Below are 23,268 nucleotides of genomic sequence, written 5' to 3' on the forward strand. Positions count from 1 at the left end.
GAAGTGTTTCAAAGCATTACGTTTTTTACGAAGATCCGCATCAACAAACGATCTACCGAGGGGGTACGGTGGCTTTCAGATCGGCCAGATAACGCGCTACGAGACGTCGACTTTGCGTGAGATCTGCGAGCTTCCGATCGAGCTTTTCGACCTCTTGCGAGAGGGCGTCGACGATGTCGTCGCAGCGCTCGAATGCCGGTTGATCGCCGCGCATGCAGGGCAGTAGCACGCGAATGGTGTCGATCTTCAAACCGGCGGCGCTGAGCAAACGAATACGACGTGCGACTTGCGCATCTTCATCGTCGTAATCGCGATATCCCGCGCCAGTTCGTGCCGGGCGCAACAGCCCTTCTTGTTCGTAATAGCGCAGCATCCGTTCGCTCACGCCGGTGCTGTGTGCCAGTTCTCCGATTCGCATTGCTCGTTGACTCCGTGGTGTTGGGGGCGCGTGTTGCCAACAAAGTTGGCACGAGGGCTTGACCTTGACAGCGCTGTCAGAGTTTAGCCTGTGTGCCTGCGTCGATGTGACGGCGCGCTCAACCCACGGCCAGGCATGGCTAAGAACGGCTCGATCAGGAGATCAACATGGCAACAGCAGCACGCAGCGAGACGGCTTCGCGCTCGCAATTCATCACGCAAATTACGCGCGGTCGTGCCGACGACAGTGCTCAACCGGCGACTGCGGACGATCTCTCGCCGCTGGCGTTTGCTGGCTACGCGCATTTCACAGCGATGCAAGTCCGCGACGGTGGTGTGCGCGGGTTGGATCTGCATCTGGCGCGCTTGCGGCATGCATCGTTGCGGATGTTCGGACAAGCGCTGCCGGACGATGTCGTGCGCGAATCGCTACGGGCGGCGCTGCGTGAGAGCGCGGGCGATTTGTCGCTGACGGCGACGATCTATTCGCCTGCAGGCGAGTTCACGGTGGCGGGCGACGACATTGCGCCGTCGTTGCTGATCCGCACTGGCGAGGCATGGACGGGGCTGGCTGGCAATTCCCCGTCGCTAAGCCTTGCAACGTTCGAGCATGAGCGCGTGTTGCCCGAGGTCAAGCACGTGGGTGAAGTCGCTAAGACGTGGTTCTTGCGAGAGGCCGTCGCGCGCGGCTTCGACGACGCGGCATTCAAAGATCGCGCCGGGCGGTTGAGCGAAGCGTCGATTTGGAATCTGGCGTTTTGGGATGGCGAGGCCGTGATCTGGCCGAAGGCCGCGATGCTCGGCGGCACGACGATGGGCATCTTGCGACGTCAGTTGACGCTGTTGGGCGTGCCGCAACGCGATCAGGAAATTACGGTGAACGACTTGCGAGAGATGCGAGGCGCGGTCGTGATGAACTCATGGACACCGGGCATTGCGATTCATCAGATCGACGAAGTGCCGATCCCGGTCGATCCGCACTTCGTGGCGTTGCTGCATCGCGCTTACGCGGCGGAGCCGCTTGTCATGCCGTGAGCGATGCTAGCGTGACGACCGCCAAGGTCATCACTTCCCGATACAAAACCGGCTAAAGATCACCCCGAGCAAATCATCCGACGTGAACTCACCGGTGATGGTGCTCAGTTGCTCTTGCGCGAGTCGCAATTCTTCCGCGAACAGGTCCAACGCGCCCGCGTTTTGCCGCGCGTGCGCGTCGGCCATGTCGATATGCTCACGTGCGGCGCGCAGCGCGCTCAGGTGCCGCTCGCGTGCGAGGAACACGCCTTCGTTACCCGCTTGCCAACCAGCGATCTTGAGCAGCTCCGCGCGCAGCAGATCGATGCCCTGCCCGCCTTTTGCCGAAAGCCGCACGCCGAGGGGCGCGGTGCCCTCCTTCGGCAACACCGTCGCGGGCTCGCTCGCCAAATCGGTCTTGTTGAACACGCGCACGATCGGCACATGCTTCGGCAACTGCTTGGCGATAACTTCGTCTTCTGCCGTCATGCCCGTGCGCGAATCGAGCAGATGCAGCACCGCATCGGCCTTCGCAATTTCGCTCCAGCTCCGCTCGATACCGATACGCTCGACTTCATCCTCCGTCTCGCGCAACCCGGCCGTGTCGATGATGTGCAGCGGAATGCCGTCGATCTGAATGGTCTGCTGCACCTTGTCGCGCGTAGTGCCCGCGATGGGCGTCACAATCGCCAACTCAGCCCCGGCCAACGCATTGAGCAACGACGACTTGCCCACGTTCGGCTGCCCGGCGAGCACCACGTTGATGCCCTCGCGCAGCAACGCGCCCTGCCGCGCTTGCGAGAGCACCTGCGCCAACTGCGTGCGAATGCGCTCAAGCTGGCCGAATGCGTCGGCCGCTTCCAGAAAATCGATTTCTTCTTCCGGGAAATCCAGCGTCGCTTCGACCAGCATGCGCAGGTGAATCACCAGATCCACCAGCGAATGAATCTCGCGCGAGAACGCACCGTCGAGCGAACGGCTCGCCGAACGCGCGGCGGCTTCGGTGCTGGCTTCGATCAGATCGGCAACGGCTTCGGCCTGCGCCAGATCGAGCTTGTCGTTGAGAAACGCGCGGTGCGTGAATTCACCCGGCTCGGCCAGACGCACGCCGAGTGCAGCGCCCTCGTCGATGCAACGCTGCAAGAGCAGTTGCAGCACGATGGGGCCGCCGTGGCCTTGCAACTCCAGCACATCCTCGCCCGTGTACGAATTCGGACCCGGGAAGTACAGCGCAATGCCGCGATCGAGCGCGTCGCCCGCAGCATCGAGAAACGGCAGATACGACGCATGACGCGCCTTCAACGGCTGCCCGACGAGCTTCGCGATCACGCGTTGCACGGCGTCGCCCCGATGCTTGCCGAAGGACACACGCACCACGCCAATCCCACCACGTCCGGGGGCGGTGGCGATGGCGGCAATCGGGGCGGCGTTGGAGGTAGCGCTCATAAGTCGGATCGTTGAAAAGCGGGGGAACGTCGAAAAACAGGGCTCATTCTGACATGCACCAAACAAAACCGCCCGCGAGTGACACTCGCGGGCGGCTTCATTCGTCAGACGGCGAAATCCGGGGAGACCGGACTTCTCAACCTGCTTACGCGGGTTTCTTGTCCTTCTTCTGGCCAAGCATCCGGTTGATCGACCATTGCTGGGCAATCGACAGGGTGTTGTTGACCACGTAGTACAGCACCAGGCCCGAGGGCAAGAAGAGGAACATGACCGAGAAAATCAGCGGCATGAACATCATCATCTTGGCTTGCATCGGATCCGGCGGCGTCGGGTTCAGCTTGGTCTGAATGAACATCGACACGGCCATCAGCACCGGCAGGATGTAATACGGATCCTGCGTCGAAAGGTCATGAATCCAGCCCAGCCACGGCGCGCCGCGCATTTCCACCGACGACAGCAGCACCCAGTACAGCGCAATGAACACCGGAATCTGAATCACGATCGGAATACAGCCGCCGAACGGATTGACCTTCTCGGTCTTGTACAGCTCCATGAGCGACTGGTTCATCTTCTGCGGATCGCCCTTATAGCGTTCGCGCAGCGCCTGCATCCGCGGCGTGATTTCCTTCATGCGCGCCATCGACTTGTAGCTTGCTGCCGACAGCGGGAAGAACACCAGCTTGATGATCACGGTCACGGCGATGATCGCCCAACCCCAGTTACCGATCAGGCCATGCAGCTTCGAGAGCAGCCAGAACAGCGGCTTGGCGAGGATGGTGAAGTAACCGTAGTCCTTCGTCAGCTCCAGGCCCGGCGCAATCTGCTCGAGCATGTGCTCTTCCTGCGGACCGGCGAACAGACGGGCATCGACCGTTTGCGTGCCGCCTGCCGGAATGCTCGCGAGCGGCTCTTTCACGCCAACGCGATACAGGCCGTTGTCGATCTTGCCGATGTAGTTGTCGCGCGGCACACCTTCCTTCGGAATCCAGGCCGTGGCGAAGTAATGCTGCACCATGCCGATCCAGCCGTCGCTCGACTGCTTGTTGTACTTGGCCTTGTCCTTGTCGATGTCGCTAAACGTCACCTTCTGGAACTTGTCTTCGCTGCTGTAGACCGTCGGACCCGTGAACGTGTGCGAGAACTTCGCGCCGCTGATTTCACGGCCGTCGCGCACGAGTTCCATGTACAGCGTCGGCTTGATCGGGGCGTCGGTCTTGTTGACGATCGTGTTCGACACGTCGATCACGTAGCTGCCGCGATGGAACGTGTAGGCACGCACCAGTTGCAGGCCGCCCTTGACCGGCGATTCGAACTTCACGGTCAGCGAGTCGCCCGTCATCGTGGTCGGGCCCGGCACTTGCGTGAAGATGTCGTTGTGGTTCGGGAAGTCGCCGCCGATCAGACCCGTGCGAGCGTAGTACTGATGGCTCGGGGTGTTATCGAACAGCACGACATGCTTGTCCGCTTCATCGGCGTCCGGCCACTTGTTCAGCGCGAGGAACGACAGCGTGCCGCCCTGCGTGCTGATGTCGGCTTCATAGACATCGGTGTTGATGCGAACCTTCTGCGCGGTGGCAGTGGCCGGTGCATTGCCAGGCGCATTGCCTGCGGCGCCCGCGTTGGCGGCTTGCGGCAGGTCGTTGGCTGGCGTTTGGTTACCGCCCGTGGCGGCCGGGGTCGAAACCTCGGGCGTCGGGAAGAACAGCGACGAATGGCCATTGGCGCGTTGCCAGTTGTCGAAAAGCATCACGACAGACAGCGCGAAAATGACCCAGAGTACGGTGCGTTTGATGTCCATGCGGTAACTCGTGGTGGACGAAACTCAGGAATGGCTCGGCGCGCGGCGCGTGACTGCCGATGCGGCCGCGGGCCTGGACGAGACAGACCGTTCTGCTCGCGACGAATCACTGCCGGCAGCCTTATCGGTGCCTTCAGCGGAGGTGTCGGGAGCGGGACGGGCGTGTCGAGCCGGCGGAACGGGATCGAAACCGCCGGGGTGAAACGGATGACAGCGGCATAGACGCTTGGCCGCGAGATAAGTGCCGTAACCGGCACCGTGCTCGACGATGGCCTCACGTGCGTAGTCGGAGCAGCTCGGATGAAAGCGGCAACGGTTCCCCAGCCAGGGACTGATCACCAGCTTGTAACCGCGCAGGAGCAACAACAGCACGCTTCGCATCTCGATTCCGCCTGTCAGTCCGGCCTTTGGGGGCCGGGTGGGCGGCGCATGCCCGGGTTCGGGCGCTACCGTGTGGGGACTAACTACCTTCCGTCTTGTCGCCGGTCGTGCGGCTCTTACGTGCGGCCTTCTCGGCAGCATCGAAGAGTTGCGTGAACTCGGCGTGACACAGCGTGTTCAGCACCGGTGCGGCCGCCGCCGTGTACGTCCCCTTGTCGAATCGCCGGGTCAGTCGCAGTACGAAGTCCCAGCCGGCAAGGTGCAAACGGCGCTGCCGGAACATTTCGCGAGCCTGACGCTTGATCAGGTTGCGAGTGACCGCGCGCGGCGCATGCTTCTTGCCGACGACGATACCGATGCGGCCCTCATGGGGCGTGGCACCGGCATCCGGAGTGACGTCAGGCGCAGTCTCTCGCCGACGCATGTACAAGACGAAATGCGCGCTGCGACGCAGAGGGCGCAAACTAAAAACGGATGAAAACTCATCCGTTTTGAGAAGTCGCGCGGCTTTGGGAAACCCCATTGCCGAGACTTCGCGCCTTGCGGATTTGACGCGCAAACCGCGGTACGACCGAAACCGCGATTAAACGGCCAGGCGCTTACGGCCCTTGGCGCGACGAGCGGCGATGACCTTACGGCCACCACGGGTCTTCATGCGAACCAGGAAGCCATGGGTGCGCTTGCGGCGCGTCACGGAAGGCTGAAAAGTACGTTTCATGATGCACTCACTGTGTGAAAAAATTCCCGCGCAGCAGCATCGTGAAACGCCACATGGACACCGTGAAAACCTGCGAATTCAAGGACTTTCACGCTCGGTCCAGCCGTCGGGAGTTGGATAAGAATCCGGTTGTCTTTCTAACGAACCCGCTATTTAATCGGCTTTTCCGTTGTGTGTCAATAGGTTAGCGTCCGCCCGGAAGGCGGGCACGCGGCATCGCACCCTGCGTTGTCGCGCAGCCGCCACTTGGCGGGGGAAGTTGGCAAAAATCATCCGTTACGTCAATTTCCGCCATTGGGCTTATTCACAGGCAAAAGATATCCAACGCGTCGCGGCAAATTGTCGCGATTGCCAGGGTTTTGCGCAGTGATTGCGCGAACGTAGATGGGTTAACGCGGTGCGCCCGCTTGCTGATGCCGATGCTGTGGGCATTCCTGTGGATAACTCGCTTTGCCGACGCTTTGGCGGTAAAATCCCCCATCAATTTTTTTCCCAGCAGAGTACCGGTGCCGCCGCCATGTGGATAGCGCGCCGGGTTTTGTCGTCTGCGCGCGCCGAAGCACGGCCGAGCGCGCGACGCGAGCCCGAGCGCAGCGCCATGGCAAGGCGATGCCGGTCTTCTGCATTGCGCCGTCGGCCTGACTCGAGTACCGGCCAGCCGCTCCTCCGCAGCACCTTGGAACCCAAGGCTGGCGCGGGAGAGGGCTTGGTTTTCGGTGTTCTGACCCCATATTGGATGTATCCGATAGTGCGGTCAATGACACTTAACGGACAGGTCAGACGGGCTTCGCGCCACCTGGACACACGCTGCATGAACGATTTCTGGCAACACTGCGCGACGCGTCTCGAGCAAGAGCTCACGCCCCAGCAATTCCGTACGTGGATTAAACCGCTGGCGCCGCTCGACTTCGACGAGGCTTCGCGCACGCTCAAGATTGGCGCGCCCAACCGCTTCAAGCTGGATTGGGTGAAGAGCCAGTTCTCGAGCCGCATCCAGAGTATGGCGTCCGACTTCTGGAACGCACCGGTCGAAGTGACCTTTGTGCTCGATCCGAAGGCCGGCATGCGTGTGCCCTCGTCCACCCCTGCCCCCACACCTGCGCCGGCGCCTGTTGCGGCACCTGCCCCGGTGGCTGCCGCGCGCGTGACGCCCGCTGGCGCCCAGACGGGTGCCAATGGTGCGAATGGCGCGCATGGATCGAACCATGCTGACGGCGCAGCGCTCGATGGTGAGCGCCCCGATCTGGAAGCCAGCGAAGCCGAAGCGGTGCGTCGCAATTGGCGCGTGACGCCGCAAGAGCCGGCGCAGACGCACGAAGTCGAATCGATCTACGAGCGCTCGAAGCTCAACCCGGTGCTGACCTTCGATAACTTCGTGACCGGTAAGTCGAACCAGCTCGCACGGGCGGCGGCGATCCAGGTCGCGAACAATCCGGGTACGTCGTACAACCCGTTGTTCCTGTACGGCGGCGTCGGTCTCGGTAAGACCCACTTGATTCACGCCATCGGCAACCAGTTGCTGGCCGAAAAGCAGAACCCGCGCATTCGCTACATCCACGCCGAGCAGTACGTCTCCGACGTGGTGAAGGCTTACCAACGGAAGGCCTTCGACGAGTTCAAGCGCTACTACCATTCGCTCGATTTGCTGCTGATCGACGATATTCAGTTCTTCTCGGGCAAGAGCCGTACGCAGGAAGAATTCTTCTACGCGTTCGAGGCGCTGATTGCGAACCGTGCGCAGGTGATCATCACGAGCGACACGTATCCGAAGGAAATCACCGGCATCGACGACCGTCTGATTTCGCGCTTCGACTCGGGACTGACCGTCGCGATTGAGCCGCCCGAGCTCGAAATGCGTGTGGCCATCTTGATCAAGAAGGCACAGGCCGAGGGTGTGGGGTTGTCGGAAGACGTGGCGTTCTTCGTGGGTAAGCACTTGCGCTCGAACGTGCGCGAACTCGAAGGCGCGCTGCGCAAGATTTTGGCGTACTCGAAGTTCCATGGCCGCGAGATCACGATCGAGCTGACCAAGGAAGCCTTGAAAGATCTGCTTACGGTTCAGAATCGTCAGATTTCTGTGGAGAACATCCAAAAGACCGTCGCCGATTTTTACAATATCAAGGTCGCCGACATGTATTCGAAAAAGCGGCCTGCCAATATTGCACGACCGCGGCAGATTGCGATGTATCTGGCGAAGGAGCTCACACAAAAGAGCCTGCCGGAGATTGGCGAGCTGTTCGGCGGCCGCGATCATACGACCGTGTTGCACGCGGTACGCAAGATTGCGGAAGAGCGTAGCAAGGACGCACAACTCAACCACGAGTTGCACGTGCTGGAGCAGACGCTCAAGGGGTAAACAAAAGGTCGGCGGCGGTATCGACGCCGGGGGCGAATGCGGGGAGCGAGCGGGGTTGCTCGTTTGCCTGTGGATAAGCTGGGAGCGGTTTGGGGGCAATTCGTGTTTTCGGGCACAATAGCGGATCGGCGCACAATGCGTCCCCCAGTCATCCACAGTGTTTTCCGCCCTGTTATCCCTTTTGCAAGCGATTGATTGATAAGGGAATCTTCGGGTTTTCAGCAGAAACTGGCGCCCGTTAACAGTTACTACGAAGGATAAATATGCAATTGGTCAAAACTCAACGAGACAATCTGCTGCGGCCGCTGCAAATTGTGAGTGGCATCGTCGAGCGTCGCCATACGTTGCCGATTCTGGCCAATTTGCTCATTCGCAAGCACGGACAGGACATTTCGTTCCTCTCCACCGATCTGGAACTTCAGATCACCACGACCGCCGATTGCGGTGCAGGCGCCGACGATGTGGCGACCACCGTGGCGGCGCGCAAGCTGCTCGACATTCTGCGCAACATGCCGGATGCCGAAGTCGCGCTCTCGCTCTCCGATAAGCGTCTGACGGTGCAAGCCGGCAAGAGCCGCTTCCAATTGCAGACGCTCGCCGCGGAAGATTTCCCGACGGTGGCTGAAGCGAAAGATTACGCCGCGAGTTTCGCCCTGCCGCAGCGCACGTTCCGCCAGTTGCTGGCGATGGTGCACTTCGCGATGGCGCAGCAAGACATCCGTTACTACCTGAACGGCATGCTGCTGGTCGTCGACGGCGAAGAGATCAAGGCGGTGGCGACGGACGGTCACCGTCTGGCGTACAGCAGCACGAAGATTGCGGGCGAGAAGTTTGCCAAGCAAGAAGTGATCATCCCGCGCAAGACGATTCTCGAACTGCAACGTTTGATGGAAGACATCGACGACCCCGTGCAGATCGACGTCGCGCCGAGCCAGGTCAAGTTCCGTTTTGCGAACGTCGAGCTGGTGTCGAAACTGGTCGAGGGCAAGTTCCCCGACTTCACCCGCGTGATCCCGAAGGGTTACGCGAACAGCTTCACGATCAGCCGTGAAGAACTGCATCGTTCGTTGCAGCGCGCCGCGATTGTGACGTCGGACAAATTCAAGGGTGTGCGTTTCACGCTTGCCCCGAATCTGCTGACGATCATCGCGAGCAATTCCGAGCAGGAAGAAGCGCGTGAAGAAATCGAAATCGATTACAGCGGTGATGCGGTGGACATCGGTTTTAACGTCACGTATTTGCTCGACGTGCTGGCCAACCTGAAGGTCGAGCAAGTGAAGATCAGTCTGGGCGACGCCAATTCGAGCGCGTTGATCACACTGCCGGACAACGACGAGTTCAAGTACGTCGTGATGCCGATGCGCATTTAAGCGGATAAACCGCTACACGCGCCGCCATGCGCGAAGGGGCCGAGCGCCCCTTTGGCGTTTCTAGAGAGTGATCCTTTTGCAGGATAAATCGCTCTCCGAGTGCCAAAAGCACCCGGGAGCGACAGGGTCATGAAGCAGTAATTCGTCAGCAATGACGCAGTAACCGGAAGATTGTCATGAGCGAACAGCAAAAACAGGCCGAAGGCGGCTACGGCGCAGCATCCATCCAGATCCTCGAAGGTCTGGAGGCCGTACGCAAGCGTCCAGGCATGTACATTGGCGACACGTCGGACGGCACGGGCCTGCATCACCTGGTGTTCGAGGTGCTGGATAACTCGATCGACGAGGCGCTGGCGGGGTATTGCGACGATATCCACGTGATCATCCACGCGGACAACTCCATTTCCGTGACCGATAACGGCCGCGGCATTCCCACGGGCATCAAGTTCGACGACAAGCACGAGCCGAAGCGCAGTGCGGCCGAAATCGTGATGACCGAGCTGCACGCGGGCGGCAAGTTCGACCAAAACAGCTACAAGGTGTCGGGCGGCCTGCACGGCGTGGGTGTGTCGTGCGTGAACGCACTGTCGACCTATTTGAAGCTGACGGTGCGCCGCGACGGCAAGAAGTCGTTCATGGAATTCCACCGTGGCGTGCCGCAAAACCGCGAGCTGGAGCTCATCGACGGCGTCGAGACCTCGCCGCTCAAGGTGTTGGGCGACACGGACAAGCGCGGTACCGAAGTGCACTTCCTGGCCGACGAAGAGATTTTCGGCAAGGTCGAATTCCACTACGACATTCTCGCTAAGCGTATGCGCGAGCTGTCCTTCCTGAACAACGGCGTGCGTATCCGCTTGTCGGATCTGCGCACGGGTAAGGAAGAAGACTTCGCTTTCGCCGGTGGCGTGAAGGGCTTCGTCGAGTACATCAACCGATCGAAGGCCGTGCTGCACCCGACCATCTTCCATGTGATCGGCGAGCGCGACGGTATCGGCGTGGAAGTGGCGATGCAGTGGAACGACAGCTACAACGAATCGGTGCTGTGCTTCACGAACAACATTCCGCAGCGCGACGGCGGCAGCCACTTGACCGGTTTGCGTGCGGCGATGACGCGCGTGATCAACAAGTACATCGACGAGCACGAGCTGGCGAAGAAGGCCAAGGTCGAGACGACCGGCGACGACATGCGCGAGGGTTTGACCTGCGTGTTGTCGGTGAAGGTGCCTGAGCCGAAGTTCTCGTCGCAGACGAAGGACAAGCTGGTGTCGTCGGAAGTGCGTGCGCCGGTGGAAGAGTACGTGGCGAAGGCGCTGGAAGAATTCCTGCTTGAGACGCCGAACGACGCGAAGATCATTTGCGGCAAGATCGTCGAAGCGGCGCGTGCGCGCGACGCAGCGCGCAAGGCGCGTGAAATGACGCGCCGTAAGGGCGTGCTCGACGGCGTTGGCTTGCCGGGCAAGCTGGCGGACTGCCAGGAAAAGGATCCGGCGCTGTGCGAGATCTACGTGGTCGAGGGCGACTCGGCAGGCGGGTCTGCAAAGCAGGGCCGCGATCGTAAATTCCAGGCCATTTTGCCGCTGCGCGGCAAGGTGCTGAACGTCGAGAAGGCGCGTTTCGACAAGCTGATTTCGAGCGAGCAGATCGTCACGCTGATTACCGCACTCGGTTGCGGTATCGGCAAGGACGACTACAACATCGACAAGCTGCGTTATCACCGGATCATCATCATGACCGATGCTGACGTGGACGGTGCGCACATCCGTACGCTGCTGCTGACGTTCTTCTACCGTCAGGTGCCGGAGCTGATCGAGCGAGGTTACGTGTATATCGCGCAACCGCCGTTGTACAAGGTCAAGCACAACAAGGACGAGCGTTACATCAAGGACGAGTCCGAGCTGGCGACGTACATGCTGAAGCTGGCGATGAACAATGCCGAGCTGACGCCGTCGACGGGTGCTACGCCGATTTCGGGCGATGCGTTGGGCGAGCTCACGCGCAGCTACCAGTTGGCCGATAGCGTGATCGAGCGTCTGAGCCGCATCTACGAATCGTCGGTACTCACCGCAGTGACCGAAGGTGTCGAGATCAATCTCGACAGCGAGGAAGCCGCAGCGAAGTCGGCAGAAGCGTTGCAAGCGGCATTGAGCGACGATCCGCTGGCACCCGAGATCACGATCAAGGCGGTGGTGGAAGACGTCGAGAATGCGGAGCCGGTGGTATCGCTGCGTGTCGAGCGTCGTCACCACGGCAATGTGAAGGTAACCGTGATCGATCCGTACTTCCTGCAAACGGCGGACTATGCGCAGTTGCAGAAGACGGCGGAAACGTTCAAGGGCCTGATCGGCGAGGGCGCGACGATTCGTCGTGGCGAGCGTTCGCAGACGGTGGCGAACTTCAAGGCCGCGATGAAGTGGCTGATGGCCGATGCCGAGCGCAACGTGTCGAAGCAGCGCTACAAGGGTCTGGGCGAAATGAATGCGGGACAGCTGTGGGAGACCACGATGGACCCGACGGTTCGCCGCCTGCTGCGTGTGCAGATCGAAGACGCGATTGCGGCCGACGGCATCTTCACGACGCTCATGGGCGACGACGTCGAACCGCGCCGCGCGTTCATCGAATCGAACGCACTGCGTGCGGGGAACATCGACGTTTAAGGCGTCGCATCGAATCAAGCCACACCAAAGCGTGACGGAAATTGATAAGGCCTTGAGACTTCAAGGCCTTTTCTTTATCTAAACGCACCACTCACTTTAGGAACACAACGTTGGCACCATCGGAACACGATCAGCACCGCGAGGGCGGCAAGGCGGGGGCATCGGCCCCGGGCGAATTGCGCCGCACATTGTCGGCGCGCCACCTGACGATGATTGCGGTGGGCGGGTCCATCGGGACTGGCCTGTTCGTGGCGTCCGGTGCCACCATCGCGCAGGCGGGCCCGGGCGGGGCACTACTGGGTTATGTGCTGATCGGTCTCATGGTGTATTTCCTGATGACCAGCTTGGGTGAACTGGCCGCCGCCATGCCGGTGTCGGGTTCGTTCTCGACCTACGGCGCGCGCTACGTCGAAGAGGGTTTCGGCTTCGCGCTGGGTTGGAACTACTGGTACAACTGGGCCGTCACCGTGGCAGTCGATTTAGTCGCGGCCCAACTCGTCATGGCGTACTGGTTCCCCGACGTACCCGGTGTTTACTGGAGCGCCTTGTTCCTAGCGATCACCTTCGGCCTGAACGCGCTGTCCGCACGCGGCTTCGGCGAAGCGGAATTCTGGTTCGCGTTGATCAAAGTGGTGGCCGTGCTGGCCTTCGTCGCGATGGGCGTGATGATGCTGTTGGGCATCATTCGCGGTGGCGAAACCGGCGGCATCGCCAACTGGAGCGTCGGCGACGCACCTTTCGCGGGCGGCTTCGCCGCGCTGATCGGCGTCGCGATGGTCGTGGGCTTCTCCTTCCAAGGCACCGAACTCATCGGCATTGCCGCAGGCGAATCCAAAGACCCCGCACGCAACGTACCGCGCGCCGTACGTCAGGTCTTCTGGCGCATTCTGCTGTTCTACGTCGCAGCGATTCTGGTGATCGGCTTGCTGATCCCCTACACCGATCCGCATCTGCTGCGTAACGACGTGACCGACATCAGCGTCAGCCCGTTCGCCCTGATCTTCGAACGTGCCGGGTTGCTCGGCGCAGCGTCGGTCATGAACGCCGTCGTGCTGACGTCGGTGCTGTCCGCTGGCAACTCGGGCATGTACGCGGCAACGCGCATGCTCTACAGTCTCGCTCGCGATGGCAAGGCGCCGAAGATTTTCGGCAACGTTTCGCGCAACGGCGTACCGATGGTCGCGCTGCTGGCCACGGCCGCCGTCGCGGCCTTGTGCTTCTTCACGTTCGTGTTCAGCCCGAACGCCGTCTATATCTGGTTGCTCAACACGTCCGGCATGACGGGCTTTATCGCGTGGCTCGGCATTGCAATCAGTCACTACCGTTTCCGCCGCGGCTATCTCAAGCGTGGCCACAGCCTGAGCGATTTGCCGTACGTCTCGCCGTTCTTCCCGTTCGGCCCGATCTTCGCATTCGTGCTCTGCCTGATCATCACATTGGGGCAGAACTACGAGGCATTCCTGAGCGACAAGATCGACTGGGGCGGCGTGGTCGCGACGTACATCGGCATCCCGCTGTTCCTGCTGATCTGGGCGGGCTATCGACTGGCGCGCGGCTCGCGCTTCGTGAAGTACCGCGACATGCATTTCCCCGATATGCGCGCACCCGCGAGCGTTGACATCGACGTCACGCCTCGTAACGCAGTCGATATTCCCCCTTCGTCTGTTTGATCGGATCGATTCGCGCGAAACCCAATTCGCCCAGATGCATTCCGGCGATCATCAGGCCGTCTGAACTGACTTGATCGAGAAGGCGCGAGCGCGTCGCTGCGGCCAGCGGCGCGTCCTGATCGAACGCGATCGTCACGTCGGGCCGCTGAATCTGAATGTGAGGGAAATGCACGATGTCGCCCCACACGAGCAGCCCCTGATCGCGCGATTCGACGACGTAGCCGGTGTGGCCGTCGGTATGTCCCGGTAACGGCATCGCGCGGATACCGGGCACCACCTCTCCCGCATTGAACGTGCGCAGCCTGTCGCCGTACCCATCAAACACCCGACGCGAGATCTCGAAGTTGCCGCGCGCGCGTTCATTCGCCCGGCTCAGGTTGCCGTCGTCCTGCCAAAACGCGACTTCCCGCTGATGCACGACGAGCTCGGCGTTCGTGAAGTTCACTTGTCCCTCCGCACTGACCAGCCCGCCAACGTGATCGGGATGCGCGTGCGTGAGCAGAATCGTGTCGATGGACGACGGCTCGATCCCCGCAAGCAACAAGTGCGCTTGCAGACGACCGCCCCACTGCTTGATACCACCCGCCCCGGCATCGATGAGGATCGTACGCCCTGCCCCGCGCACGACGTAGCAGTTGATATGCACGGCGGCGGGCACGGCTTGCCCGGCGTCAGATTGCATGCGGGACGCTTCGGCGGCATCGATATTCGAGAGAAAGTCGAGACTCGCCGTGAGGTAGCCATCGCTGATGGCGGTAATCGTGAAATCGCCAACTTGCTGGCTGGGAAAGATAAGGTCGGACACGGTTTTCTCCAGAGAGGCTAGTCGTTGCCGCTCGTCAGTTGTGCTGCCATCGGCACGTAAAGCTGAACACGGGGATCGCGTGCGGCGACGTCCTGCGCAATCTGCACCGATCGACTAGGCACCACAGCGAGCCAGCGACGCGCCGGATGCTTCTCTAACGCCACCGCATGCATAGCCAGCGGTGCGATGCCCATTTGCGCCAACACGTCGGGGCCGTGCGCGCTCACGGCGAGGCGTTCGTTCATGCCAACCGCCGGTGCAAGTCCGATATCGCTGTAGAGATTACGGTGCCAGTCGGTGATGTGCTGCTGCCACTTCGCGAAATTACCGCCGCCTTTCTGGCGATATGCATCGCTCGTCAGTACGTCGAGGTTATCGACCGTATGGAGGGCCAGATAGACCGGGCAGCCTTCGCTGATCTCGCTGATCGCCTTGAAGCGTTGCGACGTGTGAAAGCCACTCACGGAGATCAGGGCGGGCAGCTTTTCAAGGCTGTAGAAGTCGTTCCATTCGGCTTCGCTGGCCGGATCGGCGAAGCTGCATTCGACGGTGTAGATCATTGGGTGGCCCATGTTCATTGCATGAACGTAATGCTAAGCTGGCCGTTCTCGCCAATAAATCGATATAAAGTCAGCCTTCAGTGACATTTGCTCAAGCTGATAACACCCCCATCGACGACCCGCCCATGCGACGCAAGATTCCCAGTAATGCCGCCCTTCAGGCTTTCGAGGCCGCGGCACGACACGGCAGCTTCGCCCGGGCCGCCGACGAGTTGGCGTTGACGGAAGGCGCCGTCAGTCGGCAGATTGCGCGGCTGGAAGCGTTTCTGGGCGTCGCCTTGTTCGAGCGCTCCGGAAATCGCGTGCGACTGGCGCCCAACGGCACGCGTTACGCGGCACAAGTTCGCGAGATTCTCGAGCGGTTGGAGCGCGACAGCCTGTATCTGATGGGCCAGTCGATCGAGGGCGCGAGCATCGACATCGCGGCGATTCCCACCTTCGCGACGCGCTGGCTGATTCCTCGGCTCAAGCGCTTTCAACAGGCGTATCCCAACGTCACCGTGCACATCGCGGAACGTATGGAGCCATTTCTTCTCGCCGACAGCGGTTTCGACGCCGCGATTCATTTCGAGCATCCGGCGTGGGCGGGCATGCATCGATACCCCTTGCTGGAAGAAGTACTTGTGCCGGTGTGCAGCCCAGCGCTTTTGGCCGAGGCTGGCGAGAACCCATCGCTCGACGCACTGCCTCGTCTACACCGGCGGCAGAACCCGGACGCGTGGCAGCTTTACGCGCAGGAGACCGGCATCACGCTCGCCAATTCGGCGGTTGGCGCGCGTTACGACCTTCATTCCATGCTGATCGAAGCGGCGCTTGCCGGGTTGGGCGTGGCGTTGGTGCCGCGCTTGTACATTGGCGCCGAGCTTGCGCAAGGCCGACTCGTGGCGCCTTGGCCGGACGGTAAAGCGATTACCAAACACTTTTGCCTCGTGCTTCCTGAGCCGGTCGAGTTGAGCGCGAAGCCGGTGCAGGCGTTTGCGAAGTGGGTGATCGACGAAGCGCGGGGCGCCGCCCCCGACCCCCTCATTCAATAATTTCTCCCGACACCTGCATCCGTTGGTGGTCCTCGCTCGTATAGAGGCTAAACACCGCCAACGGAGCTCGTATGCTGTTCGCTGTTGCCCTTGCGTACGCCGGACTGATCGCCGCCTTTAGCGCGGCGTGGCTGCGCCAATTGCGCACGCGCAATGCCGGTATGGTCGATCCGGTGTGGGCGGCGTCGTTGGCGGGTGTCGCGGTGCTGGCGGCGGCGCTGGGGACGGGCGCTACCGTCAATCGCGTGTTTGTGGCGTTGGCGGGGGGGCTCTGGGGGCTGCGTCTCGCCCTCCATCTCTGGCAGCGCAACCACGGCAAGCCGGAAGACCCGCGTTACCGCCAGTTCCGTGAGCAATGGGGCGACGCGGCGAATCGCAACATGTTCTGGTTCTTCCAGTTGCAAGCGGCGATCTCGATGGCGTTGTCGATCGCATTCTTCCTCCCGGCGTTTCAGGCCGAAGCCCCGTCGCGGATCGCCCTCATCGCCGCCGCCGCGATTTGGCTGATCGCACTCACCGGCGAAGCCTCGGCCGACCGGCAACTTCGGCGATTTGTTGCCGACCCCGCGCATCGCGGGCAAGTCTGCCAGTCGGGCTGGTGGCGTTACTCGCGCCACCCGAATTACTTCTTCGAATGTGTGCACTGGTGCGCCTATGCGGTGTTGTCGCTCGGCATGCCGTGGGGCTGGCTGACGCTGGTGCCGCCAGTGCTCATGGCAGTGCTGTTGCTGAAGATATCGGGCGTGCCGATGCTCGAAGCCCGCCTCGTCAAAACCCGCCCCGGGTATGGCGAGTACATGCGCACCACCAGCGCGCTGGTGCCATGGCCACCGAAGGCACCGCGCCGGAACATCACGCCCTCGCCCCCTTCCCCGCCTGCTCCCCCAGCACCGCCCACCTCAGGCAGCCGATCATGACCGCCCCTCCGTCCACTCATCCTTCGCAGGAGACCGCCCCGATGTCTGCGATTCCCACGACCGCCTCGCCGTCACCCACCCGCACGCCGGTGCCGACACCCGGCGAGTCGGGGCTGATCCACCTTTGCGAACAGGGGCTGGTGCCCGACGTGCTGTTGCGCGCTGGCATGCGCTCGCTCATCCGCCAGCGCCTACGCGACGAGCATGCCCGCGACGCCGAGCGCAGCACACAAGCCCTCGAAGCGCTCATCGCCGAATTACGCACGAGCCCCATCGCTATCGAAACGACTGCGGCGAACACCCAGCATTACGAAGTCCCGAGCGACTTCTTTGCGGTGCATCTCGGCCCCGCGATGAAGTACTCGTGCTGCCTTTACCCCACGGGTGAAGAGACGCTCGAACAGGCAGAACACGCCATGCTGACGTGCTACGCCGAGCGCGCGGGCATCGCAGACGGTCAACGCATCCTCGATCTCGGCTGCGGCTGGGGATCGCTCTCGCTATGGCTGGCGGCCCACTTCCCGAGTGCACAAATTGTTGGCCTGTCGAATTCCGCGAGCCAACGTCATCACATCGAGACGGTTGCGGCACGGCGTGGCCTGACCAATCTGCACATCGTCACCGGCAACGTCGTCGATTTCGAATTCGATCGCCAAACGCCTGCGGGTTTCGACCGCGTGCTCTCTATCGAAATGTTCGAGCACATGAAGAACTACGGCGCGTTGCTTGCCAGAATCGCCGGTTGGCTCAACGACGACGGCAAGCTGTTCGTGCATCTCTTCGCGCATCGACATCTCGCCTATCACTTCGAGAACAAGCACGGCTCCGACTGGATGTCGCGGCACTTTTTTACCGGCGGCACCATGCCGTCGGCCGATCTGTTGCTGCGCTTTCAAGACGACCTGCGCGTCACGCATCAATGGTGGTTAAGCGGACGGCATTACGAACGCACGGCCAATCAATGGCTGGCGTCGCTCGACGCGTCTCGTGACCGGGTGCTGCCGATTCTCGAACTCTGCTATGGCCCGCATGCGCGTATCTGGCTGCAACGTTGGCGCATGTTCTACATGGCCGTCGCCGAGTTGTTCGGCTACGCAAAAGGCAGCGAGTGGGGCGTGGCGCACTACCTGTTCGAGAAAGCTGGCGCAGCACGCCACGTGTCGGCATAACGACGAGAGCACCCCATGAACGCGCCCGTTGCCCCCCTCGCTCCCGGTAGCCGAATCGCCGTCGTCGGCGCTGGCATCGCCGGTCTCGCGAGCGCTTACCTGCTAAAGCGGAAATACCGCGTCACGCTCTTCGAAGCGGCGAACTACGCGGGCGGCCATTCGCACACTGTCGACGTAACACTCGACGGCACCACTGCGCCGGTCGACACCGGCTTTCTCGTTTTCAACGACCGCACGTATCCCAATCTTCTGGCACTGTTCGATGAACTGGGCGTGCGTGCCATTGCAAGCGACATGTCGTTTTCCGTCTCGGTGAACGATGGCGATCTGGAATGGGCGGGCACGAATCTGAACACCGTTTTCGCGCAACGGCACAATCTCTATTCGCCGAGTTTTCTGGGCATGTTGCGCGATATCTTGCGCTTTAACGCGTCGGCAGAACGTCATCTACACACCGCCGAACGCGAACGCCATTCCGTTGGCGAGTTGCTGTCGGCGAACGGCTACGGGCAACCTTTCCAGCATCACTATCTGCTGCCGATGGCCGCGGCAATCTGGTCGAGCCGCGCCGCCGACATCCTGCACTTTCCCGCCGCTACATTCCTGCGCTTCTGTTTGAATCACGCGCTGCTGCAAGTGAATCATCGCCCGCAATGGAAGACGGTCGCGGGTGGCGCGCGCGATTATGTGGAACGCATCGTCGCCACGCTCGATGACGTGCGTCTGCGCACCCCTGTGCGCAGCATTCAACGCAATGCCGATGGCGTCACGCTGATGTTCGATGACGAATCGCCGCAACGCTACGACGCGGTCGTGCTTGCCGGTCATGCGCCCGACACGCTTCGCTTGCTCGCCGACGCCGATCCGCAAGAGCGAAGCACGTTAGGTGCCATTCGCTACCAGCCCAACAGAGCGGTCTTGCACACCGACGCGCGGTTGCTGCCGCGCCGTCAGCGTGTCTGGTCCGCATGGAACTACTTGAGCAAGACGAGCGCCGCGCAAACGGCCAATCAAGAGAACACGCAATCGCCCGTTTGCGTGAGCTACTTGCTCAATCAACTGCAAGCGTTGCCCTTTCAGACGCCGGTGATCGTCACGCTCAATCCGATGGAGGAACCGGCGCCACACGCAACGTTGGGCCGCTACGCGTACGAACACCCGCTGCTCGATCTGGCTGCCGTCGATGCGCAGGCGCGTTTGCCTGAGCTTCAAGGCCAACGACGCACGTGGTTTGCGGGTGCGTGGACGGGTTACGGTTTTCACGAAGATGGCTTGAAGTCTGCGCTGCGCGTCGCGCGCGACTTCGGCGTCTCACCGCAGTGGGCGAAGCTATGAAGACGCTCGACTTCCGCGATGGCCCAGCGGCCTATCTACTGCGTGGCAACGTGAGGCATGCGCGTTTGCGTCCAGCCCATCACGGGTTCGAATACCCGCTCTTTCAGATCGTCTGCGATGTCGACCGTCTGGGCGAATCCACACGATGGTGGTTCAGTGCCGACCGTTGGCGTCCGCTGTCGATATCCCCGCGCGATTACGGTCCGCGCGATGGCAGCGCCCTAGCGCCATGGATGCGCGCGCAGCTAGCCGAGGCGGGTATTCCTGCGGACGGGCCGATCTGGCTGCAAACCATCCCACGTCTCGCAGGCTACGCATTCAATCCCGTGAGCTTTTGGTATTGCCATGACCGCCATGGTGATCTGCGCGCGCTATACGCGGATGTGCAAAACACTTTCGGTGAGCACCATGGATACCTGCTGAGCGCGCCCGGGCACATGGCCATTCTGAACGGCACGATTTTGCGATGTCGGAAGACGTTTCACGTGTCGCCATTTTGCGACGTCGAAGGGCACTACGAATTCCGCGCGCGCCGTTACAAGCAAAACCTGTCGGTGTCGATCGATTACTTCGACGGCGACGAAGTTTTGCTGCGCACAGCGATCGACATGCAAGCAGAGCCGCTCACGGGGCGAAGCGCGCTGCGTGCCGTGATGGCGCTGCCGCTCAATGCCATCAACGTTGTCGTGCGCATCCATTGGCAAGCACTGCGTCTGCTGCGCAAGCGCGTGCCTTTCTACGGCAAGACGCCGCCGACTCACCCCCTTCCACCCGCCGATCATGAGGTCAGATCATGATGCCGATTCGCTTGTTCTCGCCGCATTCGGCGATCCCCTTATCGGCACGCCTTTTCTTGCGGCTGCTCGAACGCATTCGCGTCGGGCATCTGACACTGATCGCCCCTGACGGCACGCAGCACGTCTTCGGGGATCCCCACACCTCGCCGGGCGCGACGTTGCAGATTCACGACTGGCGTGCGTGCCGACGCATCGTGCAAGCGGGCGATATTGGCTTCGCCGAAGCCTATCGCGCGAAATGGGTCGAATCGCCAGACTTGATCGCGCTGCTGCGTCTTGCCATCCGCAATCAATCGAGCGTGTCGCAAACGCTCACCGGTTCTCGGCTTGCGCAGCTTTGGTACCAACTGCGGCATCGTCTGCGCCCAAACACGCGCAGCGGAAGCCGTCGCAACATTCACGCGCACTACGATCTCGGCAATCGTTTCTACGGCCTTTGGCTCGATGACACATGGACGTATTCGAGCGCGCTATTCGGTGACGATGAGCACCGCTCGCTGGCCGATGCACAAACGGCGAAGTACCAGCACATCGTCGAGACGCTGGCGCTACGTCCGGGCGCCCGCGTGCTGGAGATTGGGTGCGGTTGGGGCGGGTTTGCCGTACACGCGGCGCGACAAGGCATTCATGTGCAAGGTGTGACGATTTCGCAGGCGCAGTACGAGATTGCGCAGCAACGTATCGCACAGGAGGGACTCGGCGCGTTCGCTGAAATAGCGCTGATGGACTATCGAGATTTGCAGGGTGAGTTCGATGCCGTCGTGTCGATTGAGATGTTCGAAGCGGTTGGCGAATCGTTTTGGCCGACTTACTTTGCCACGTTAAAACGGTGCCTGAAGCCGGGTGGCCGAGCGTTGGTGCAGTCGATCACCATCGATGACGCCGCGTTCGCAGCCTACCGCGCGTCGAGCGACTTCATTCGGGAATTCATCTTCCCGGGCGGCATGTTGCCAAGTGTCGAGCGATTCATTCAAGCGGCGAGCCGCGCTGCAATGCACGCCGAAGTCACGCTGTCGTTCGGGCGAGACTACGCGCGAACGCTAAGCCTCTGGCGCTCTGCGTTCGATGCAAAACTCGATGCCGTTCGCGCCCAAGGTTTCGACGACATCTTCATCCGAACGTGGCAGTTGTACTTGCAATACTGCGAGGCTGCGTTCATGGAGCGGCGCATCGACGTGCGGCACTTCCTTGTGAGTGTGCCGAGTTGATATGCGACCGCACCGCGCGCGCAACGTCGCGCGCCCCGCATCGACGGCAGTCACGAGGGCGGCGCGGTGACACGCATCGCATCCGGCTCGCAAGCGGCCGTCTACGCTATCGCCGGTCAGATTGGCTGGTTCGCGTGCGTACTGGGCGCGGCGCACGATAAGGCTTGGAGCGGCGCGCTCGCGGTCGCGCTCTTGGCTTTGGTTCACCTATGCGTCGTACGCGACAGACGGCGCGCGATGTTGCTGCTGTGCATCGTGACGCTCTGTGGCTGGCTTTGGGAGTGCGGCGTGATGCGCACGGGATGGGTGAAGTATCCGAGCGGTGCAATCACTGGCTACGCCCCCTACTGGATGGCAGCACTCTGGATGCTTTTCGCGTTGCAGATCAACCCAGTGTTTCACTGGCTGCGCACCCGATGGCGGCTTGCGGCGCTGCTGGGCGGTGTTGCTGGGCCGCTGTCGTTTCGCGCAGGTGCGGCGTTGGGGGCCGTTCAACTCGTCGATCCATTCGCAGCTTTGTTGCTGATTGCCGCCGGGTGGATCGTATGGCTACCGGCGCTTGTCTGGTTCGGCAAGCGGCTGGACGATGCGTGACGCAGGGTCTGTCCAGCCGATGCCGCGTTGCGCTTACCGTGCCTTCACGGGCAACCAAATTTCGAGCGAACCAGTACCGGCAACCGGATCGAAATCTTCGCTGTAGCGCTCGAAGTCGGGGGCATCCGCTGCGTCCATACCCGAGGCGGGCAGCCACTGATGCCAGATGGTGTAGACCGTCTGATGCAGCAAGGAGATATGCCCCTTGTGCTCAAACACCGCGTACTGCACGGGCGCGAGCGCCACGCATCGAAACGCGTCGGGCAAACGGTCGCGACGGCTCACTTCCACGCCGGCGATGTACTCGAAGCTGCCCTCGCCGTCGGGGTTGCAGCACACGCCGTAAGTGGCGTCGCTCACCTGATCGGGGATATTTCGAAAGTACGGATTAAAGGCTTCCCAAAGCGCCGGAATGCCTTCGTTGGTCGCGAAGGTGAAGCGGCTGCTCAGCCCGGCAATCCAGCGCGATTGGCCGGTTTCGAAGCGTGGCGGGGCGAGGTCGATGAACTTCACGTCTTTCATGCGTAAAGGCTCCACAAGTCTGAGTCCGTCCAGAGTGCGCCTGTCGCGTAACCGCTCGGGTGTCAGACCGAAGCCGTCGGCAAAGGCACGTGTAAACGCCTCGTGAGACCCATACCCGGCATCGAGCGCGACAGTGAGAATGCCGGGCGCATGCTCGACCAGTGTCTGTGCCGCGCGCGTCAGGCGCCGGGCCCGTACGTAACGCATCACAGACCAGCCCGTCGCGATGGCAAACAGCCGTGAGATGGCGAAGCGCGACATGCCGCTGGCGCGAGCAATATCATCGAGCGTGAGTTCGCCGCTTAGCTGAATCTCGATATACCAAAGGGCTTTTCCTACCGGGGTCATAGCGTTTCCGAGAGCGTGTGGGCGGACTATAAGCACTTCGCGCGACACGCATTTGATCGTTCTTGCGCGCCTGCTAACTTTGAGCGTTTCGCGCGCGCGCAATGGCGGGTAGTCTTCCATGCAGTGCGGTAATCGGCAATGGTCCCCCCGACAGG

General features: G+C 61.4%; 21 protein-coding genes. 12 read left to right on the forward strand and 9 right to left on the reverse strand.

All coding sequences use genetic code 11. The annotated features are described in order from the left end of the window. Window positions 1–52: 52 nt before the first annotated feature. Complete coding sequence (locus tag PPN31114_RS10455; protein ID WP_150679456.1) at window positions 53–418, reverse strand: MerR family transcriptional regulator; 366 nt, start codon at window positions 416–418, stop codon at window positions 53–55. Window positions 419–585: 167 nt separating this feature from the next. On the opposite strand from PPN31114_RS10455, the gene PPN31114_RS10460 reads away from it, so the two are divergent. After that, window positions 586–1,452 (forward strand): aminotransferase class IV family protein, encoded by an 867-nt coding sequence (locus PPN31114_RS10460; RefSeq protein ID WP_150679457.1) that lies wholly within the window; start codon window positions 586–588, stop codon window positions 1,450–1,452. A gap of 30 nt (window positions 1,453–1,482) precedes the next feature. Here the strand turns inward: PPN31114_RS10460 and mnmE are convergent, their stop codons facing one another. From mnmE to rpmH, 5 genes are all read right to left on the reverse strand, one after another. Next, window positions 1,483–2,877, reverse strand: coding sequence for a tRNA uridine-5-carboxymethylaminomethyl(34) synthesis GTPase MnmE (gene mnmE / locus PPN31114_RS10465; protein ID WP_150679458.1), 1,395 nt, complete (start codon window positions 2,875–2,877; stop codon window positions 1,483–1,485). 145 nt (window positions 2,878–3,022) lie between these two features. Beyond that, window positions 3,023–4,675, reverse strand: coding sequence for a membrane protein insertase YidC (gene yidC, locus PPN31114_RS10470; RefSeq protein WP_150679459.1), 1,653 nt, complete (start codon window positions 4,673–4,675; stop codon window positions 3,023–3,025). Window positions 4,676–4,699: 24 nt separating this feature from the next. After that, window positions 4,700–5,056, reverse strand: a complete 357-nt coding sequence (gene yidD, locus PPN31114_RS10475; protein ID WP_150679460.1) for a membrane protein insertion efficiency factor YidD — start codon at window positions 5,054–5,056, stop codon at window positions 4,700–4,702. Window positions 5,057–5,135: 79 nt separating this feature from the next. Then, window positions 5,136–5,579 carry a ribonuclease P protein component gene (gene rnpA, locus PPN31114_RS10480; RefSeq protein ID WP_150679461.1) on the reverse strand — a complete coding sequence of 148 codons (444 nt, stop codon included), beginning with the start codon at window positions 5,577–5,579 and terminating at the stop codon, window positions 5,136–5,138. Window positions 5,580–5,639: 60 nt separating this feature from the next. Next, a complete protein-coding gene (gene rpmH / locus PPN31114_RS10485) occupies window positions 5,640–5,774 on the reverse strand; it encodes a 50S ribosomal protein L34 (protein ID WP_010806664.1) in 135 nt (44 codons plus the stop codon). A gap of 757 nt (window positions 5,775–6,531) precedes the next feature. Here rpmH and dnaA point away from each other — a divergent pair. The 4 genes from dnaA to PPN31114_RS10505 all read left to right on the forward strand — a co-directional run bounded on the left by dnaA (window position 6,532) and on the right by PPN31114_RS10505 (window position 13,824). After that, window positions 6,532–8,130, forward strand: coding sequence for a chromosomal replication initiator protein DnaA (gene dnaA, locus PPN31114_RS10490; protein ID WP_150679462.1), 1,599 nt, complete (start codon window positions 6,532–6,534; stop codon window positions 8,128–8,130). 263 nt (window positions 8,131–8,393) lie between these two features. Next, entirely contained in the window at window positions 8,394–9,500 is a 1,107-nt protein-coding gene (dnaN, locus tag PPN31114_RS10495; protein ID WP_150679463.1) for a DNA polymerase III subunit beta, read from the forward strand. A 176-nt stretch (window positions 9,501–9,676) separates the two neighbouring features. After that, the gene (gyrB, locus tag PPN31114_RS10500; RefSeq protein WP_150679464.1) at window positions 9,677–12,154 is read left to right on the forward strand and encodes a DNA topoisomerase (ATP-hydrolyzing) subunit B; all 2,478 of its coding nucleotides are present in this window, start codon (window positions 9,677–9,679) and stop codon (window positions 12,152–12,154) included. Between the two features lie 110 nt (window positions 12,155–12,264). After that, window positions 12,265–13,824, forward strand: a complete 1,560-nt coding sequence (locus tag PPN31114_RS10505; RefSeq protein ID WP_246182501.1) for an amino acid permease — start codon at window positions 12,265–12,267, stop codon at window positions 13,822–13,824. On the opposite strand, the gene PPN31114_RS10510 is transcribed toward PPN31114_RS10505, so the two are convergent. Beyond that, window positions 13,781–14,629 carry an MBL fold metallo-hydrolase gene (locus PPN31114_RS10510; RefSeq protein ID WP_150679465.1) on the reverse strand — a complete coding sequence of 283 codons (849 nt, stop codon included), beginning with the start codon at window positions 14,627–14,629 and terminating at the stop codon, window positions 13,781–13,783. The genes PPN31114_RS10505 and PPN31114_RS10510 overlap by 44 nt on opposite strands. 17 nt (window positions 14,630–14,646) lie before the next feature. Further along, on the reverse strand, window positions 14,647–15,189 hold the full coding sequence (locus PPN31114_RS10515) for a sugar ABC transporter (protein ID WP_150680356.1): 543 nt from the start codon (window positions 15,187–15,189) through the stop codon (window positions 14,647–14,649). Between the two features lie 125 nt (window positions 15,190–15,314). Here PPN31114_RS10515 and PPN31114_RS10520 point away from each other — a divergent pair, with 125 nt between their 5' ends. From PPN31114_RS10520 to PPN31114_RS10550, 7 genes are all read left to right on the forward strand, one after another. Continuing rightward, entirely contained in the window at window positions 15,315–16,223 is a 909-nt protein-coding gene (locus PPN31114_RS10520) for a LysR substrate-binding domain-containing protein (protein WP_150679466.1), read from the forward strand. A gap of 71 nt (window positions 16,224–16,294) precedes the next feature. Further along, window positions 16,295–17,140 carry a DUF1295 domain-containing protein gene (locus PPN31114_RS10525; RefSeq protein ID WP_174987915.1) on the forward strand — a complete coding sequence of 282 codons (846 nt, stop codon included), beginning with the start codon at window positions 16,295–16,297 and terminating at the stop codon, window positions 17,138–17,140. Between the two features lie 41 nt (window positions 17,141–17,181). Then, window positions 17,182–18,309 carry an SAM-dependent methyltransferase gene (locus PPN31114_RS10530; protein ID WP_150679467.1) on the forward strand — a complete coding sequence of 376 codons (1,128 nt, stop codon included), beginning with the start codon at window positions 17,182–17,184 and terminating at the stop codon, window positions 18,307–18,309. A 15-nt stretch (window positions 18,310–18,324) separates the two neighbouring features. After that, window positions 18,325–19,644 (forward strand): NAD(P)/FAD-dependent oxidoreductase, encoded by a 1,320-nt coding sequence (locus PPN31114_RS10535; protein WP_150679468.1) that lies wholly within the window; start codon window positions 18,325–18,327, stop codon window positions 19,642–19,644. Next, the gene (locus PPN31114_RS10540) at window positions 19,641–20,441 is read left to right on the forward strand and encodes a DUF1365 domain-containing protein (RefSeq protein WP_150679469.1); all 801 of its coding nucleotides are present in this window, start codon (window positions 19,641–19,643) and stop codon (window positions 20,439–20,441) included. The genes PPN31114_RS10535 and PPN31114_RS10540 overlap by 4 nt, the downstream gene beginning before the upstream one ends. Then, complete coding sequence (locus tag PPN31114_RS10545; protein ID WP_150679470.1) at window positions 20,438–21,649, forward strand: SAM-dependent methyltransferase; 1,212 nt, start codon at window positions 20,438–20,440, stop codon at window positions 21,647–21,649. Before PPN31114_RS10540 ends, PPN31114_RS10545 begins: the two co-directional genes overlap by 4 nt. A 66-nt stretch (window positions 21,650–21,715) precedes the next feature. Then, window positions 21,716–22,243, forward strand: coding sequence for a DUF2878 domain-containing protein (locus PPN31114_RS10550; protein WP_246182502.1), 528 nt, complete (start codon window positions 21,716–21,718; stop codon window positions 22,241–22,243). A 33-nt stretch (window positions 22,244–22,276) separates the two neighbouring features. On the opposite strand, the gene PPN31114_RS10555 is transcribed toward PPN31114_RS10550, so the two are convergent. Then, window positions 22,277–23,113 (reverse strand): AraC family transcriptional regulator, encoded by an 837-nt coding sequence (locus PPN31114_RS10555; protein WP_150679472.1) that lies wholly within the window; start codon window positions 23,111–23,113, stop codon window positions 22,277–22,279. Window positions 23,114–23,268: the final 155 nt, after the last annotated feature.

Source organism: Pandoraea pneumonica, from assembly GCF_902459645.1.
Classification (GTDB): Bacteria; Pseudomonadota; Gammaproteobacteria; order Burkholderiales; family Burkholderiaceae; genus Pandoraea; species Pandoraea pneumonica.